This window comes from uncultured Serinicoccus sp. (assembly GCF_947500995.1).
In the GTDB taxonomy this organism is placed as follows: Bacteria; Actinomycetota; Actinomycetes; order Actinomycetales; family Dermatophilaceae; genus Ornithinicoccus.
Map to the genome: position 1 here is coordinate 1 of NZ_CANMUA010000019.1, position 3305 is coordinate 3305.

The following is a 3305-nucleotide window of genomic DNA, read 5'->3' on the forward strand; positions in this document are numbered from 1 at the left end:
GCCACGGGCTGACCCGCTCGAGCTCGGCGTGGAAGGGCGGCAGGACCCCCAGGGCGGTGAGCAGGTCGCGCAGGTAGGTGTTGGTCCTGTCGGCCGGGAGCGTGTCGAAGGTCGCGTGGGAGATGTCGAGCTCGTCGCGGGCCATCGCGCCCAGGGTGGCCGGGCCGGTGGAGCGGGTGAACCAGTACAGGGTGCTCTGTGGTCGTGGCCCCGAGATCAGGGCGTCGTACACCGGCCGCAGTCGCGGGTTGATGCCGCCGTCGGGGCCGGACAGCAGCGCGGTGGTCTTCTCCTTCAGGGCGCAGTGCCCGCACATCGGCCGCTGTAGGTTCTCGGCCAAGTTGGCCATTTCTCACCTAGTTGTCAGTCGCGTGTCAGTTTTCTCACGCATCTGTCAGGCGGGGCACGATGGCTGTGTGCATGTGCGCGAGGTCTCCTTGCGGTACTGCGACATCGCCGGTCCCGCGGGTCCTGGTGGCGCTGTTCAGACGGGTCCCGCCACTGATTCGAGCTAGGCGCTGCAGTCACTGGGGTCGATACAGTTACTGCTGTATAGTTCAGCGTGTGCTGACCATTGCTTCTCGTCTCGATGTGATGAACCGGTTGGGTCGGGCGCTGGCCGATCCCACCCGGTCACGACTTCTCCTGGTGCTGCTCGAGCGGCCGGCCTACCCGGCGGAGCTGGCGCGCGACCTGGGCCTGACGCGATCAAACGTGTCCAACCATCTGACCTGCCTGCGGGACTGCGGCATCGTGGTCGCCGAGCTCGAAGGCCGCCGGACACGCTATGAGATCGCGGATCCGCACCTGGCACGGGCGCTGACCGCCCTCGTCGAGGTGACCCTCGCAGTGGACGAGAACGCCCCGTGTCTGGATCCGGCCTGCTCGGTCGCCGGATGCTGCGCCGCCGAGGCTGGCGCATGATCGTGTCCTCGGTCCTGCAGGCGATCGGCCTGTTCATCGCGACCAACATCGACGACATCATCGTGCTCTCGCTGTTCTTCGCCCGCGGCGCAGGGCAAGCCGGGACCACGGCCCGGATCGTGCTGGGCCAGTACCTGGGGTTCGCGGGCATCCTTGGCGCGGCAGTGCTCGTCACCCTGGGCGCGGACGCGTTCCTGCCCCCGGCAGTCATCCCGTACTTCGGACTCATCCCGTTGGTCCTGGGTCTGTGGGCCGCATGGGAGGCCTGGCGCGGGGACGATGATGACGACGCCAAGGTCGCCGGCAAGAACGTCGCGGTCTGGACCGTCGCCGGGGTCACCTTTGCCAACGGGGGAGACAATATTGGCGTCTACGTCCCGGTCTTCCTCAGCGTGGGACCGGCGGCCGTGGTGGCCTACTGCATCGTCTTCCTCGTACTGGTGGCGGTCCTGGTCGTGCTGGCCAAGTTCGTGGCCACCCGCCCCCCGATCGCCGAAGTCCTCGAGCGGTGGGAGCACATCCTGTTCCCCATCGTCCTGATCGGACTGGGCATCGCCATCCTGGTCGGTGGCGGAGCCTTCGGCCTCTGACCAGGGCCGACGGGGCTACGATCGTGCGCCAGTTACCCGGCCTCCGCATTCCGAACACTCCTGACGTTCCACGGAAGCCGACGGGGCGCAGTGCGTCGATGAGTTACCTCTGTTGCAACGAGTCGCGGTACGGATGCCCATGGACTCTCACGGCACGTCAACCCTTGGATCAGTTCCGCAGAATCGGCTCCGAGGCGACCAGGCGTGGGATGGCCTTCACGTAGATCATCATGCCGAGGAGCTCGACCATGGTTTGGGTGACGACGACGAGCGGAACCAGGCCCAGGGGCGCCGGCAGGGCCAGCGCCAGCGGGAGTACCACTAGCGAGTTTCGAGTGGCGCCACTGAAGATCACGGCCCTCGTGCTGCCCGAATCGAGCCGTGCGACTCGTGCGCACGCCATCCCGAGGGGAACCATCACCACCAGAAAGGCTACGTAGAGAGGGACGACGGCCAACAGCGCGGTGACCTCTTGCCCAACTGCGTGGATCTGCGATGCGATCACCACAGCCAGTGTCGCCATCATGAACGGGACCATCATCGCCTGCATAACGGTCATCACGGTCTTGCCGGCTGCCCATTCTTGGGACAGCCACTGGGTCAAAGCCGCCAAGGTGAGCGGGACGATGATGAGCCCGATGAGCGCTTCGAGGAAGGGGCCTGGCTCGATGGCCGAGACGAGCTCCGGCCCGACGAATAGGAGCAGGTAGAAGGGCAGCAACAGCATCTGGGCCAGCATGAGCAGCGGCGCTGTAGCGAGCAGACGCTCACTGGAGCCGCCTGCCAGCCCGGCGAAGACGATCACGTAGTCGATGCACGGGGTCAGCAGCACCAGCAGCACACCCACCAGCAGGGCCGGGCTGTCGGCCACGAACCGCGACAGGGCAAAGACCACGGCGGGAACGATGACGAAGTTGAGGACCAGGATCGTGGCGATGAAGCGCACATCGCGCACGGCCTGACCGATCGCCGAGAACGGGATCCCCAGGAACGTGGCGAACAGCAAGAGCCCGAGCACGGGAGTGATGGCATTTTCAAGAGGCCCGGCGGCAGCGGGCAGCGACCAGCCAAGGATCGCTCCACCTGCGATGGCGAGGAGATACAGGCCAATCTGGTGGCGCTCCATCGCTTGGATCAAGGGGGTCAACGGCACCGTGCCAGCGTAAAGAGGCCCGCGCTGGCGACTCGTACCTGGGGACGGGTCCACGCTCGGCGTGAGCGTTGTTCAGGCGCAGCAGCTGGTGGGGATGGTGGTCCGGAACAGGCCGGCCGCTATGCGGAGGGCTTCGCTCATCGTGAGGTAGGGCGCCCAGGTGTCGGCCAGGTCGTCGACGGTCAGCCCGAACTTGATGGCGTACGTCGCGGCGAGCATGAGTGAACCGCCCCAGGTTTGATGCCGCTCCTGTTTGAGTCCAGGAGGATGAGCACCATGCCCAAGAAGATCGATGAAGAACTGAAGGCGCGCGCTGTGCGTCTGGTGCAGGACCACCGCGGGGAGTACTCCTCGCTGACGGCTGCCGCGGCGGTGGTGGCCAAGCAGCTCGGCGTGGGGAAGGAGTCCGTGCGCCGCTGGGCGATCCAGGCCGAGGTCGACAGCGGCCAGCGCCAGGGACCGACGAGTGAGGAGCTGGCGGAGATCAGGTCGCTGAAGAACAAGGTCCGCCGCCTCGAGGAGGACAACGCGATCCTGAAGGCCGCGACGGTTTTCTTCGCCTCAATGGCACGCTGATGGGGTCCGGTCGGGTTCGCTCCTTTTTTCGCTGCTGCGGCGGATCCCCGTCGTTGGCTGCT

Annotated in this window: 3 protein-coding genes and 3 pseudogenes; 3 read left to right on the forward strand and 3 right to left on the reverse strand. The window is 66.3% G+C overall.

The window, feature by feature from the left end; all coding sequences use genetic code 11:
* Positions 1 to 340: pseudogene (locus tag Q0967_RS17190) on the reverse strand (hypothetical protein); the annotation flags it as partial.
* A gap of 224 nt (positions 341 to 564) precedes the next feature.
* Here Q0967_RS17190 and Q0967_RS17195 point away from each other — a divergent pair.
* Positions 565 to 924: a helix-turn-helix transcriptional regulator gene (locus Q0967_RS17195; protein WP_075957317.1), complete on the forward strand. Its 360-nt coding sequence runs from the start codon at positions 565 to 567 to the stop codon at positions 922 to 924.
* Complete coding sequence (locus Q0967_RS17200) at positions 921 to 1514, forward strand: cadmium resistance transporter (protein ID WP_075957609.1); 594 nt, start codon at positions 921 to 923, stop codon at positions 1512 to 1514. The genes Q0967_RS17195 and Q0967_RS17200 overlap by 4 nt, the downstream gene beginning before the upstream one ends.
* A gap of 169 nt (positions 1515 to 1683) precedes the next feature.
* On the opposite strand, the gene Q0967_RS17205 is transcribed toward Q0967_RS17200, so the two are convergent.
* Both Q0967_RS17205 and Q0967_RS17210 read right to left on the reverse strand, forming a co-directional pair.
* Complete coding sequence (locus Q0967_RS17205) at positions 1684 to 2640, reverse strand: arsenic resistance protein (protein ID WP_298891662.1); 957 nt, start codon at positions 2638 to 2640, stop codon at positions 1684 to 1686.
* Positions 2641 to 2739: 99 nt separating this feature from the next.
* Positions 2740 to 2895 (reverse strand): annotated as a pseudogene (locus Q0967_RS17210) (mercuric reductase); the annotation flags it as partial.
* A 48-nt stretch (positions 2896 to 2943) separates the two neighbouring features.
* Between Q0967_RS17210 and Q0967_RS17215 the strand changes: the two are divergent.
* A pseudogene (locus Q0967_RS17215) lies at positions 2944 to 3222 on the forward strand (transposase); the annotation flags it as partial.
* Positions 3223 to 3305: the final 83 nt, after the last annotated feature.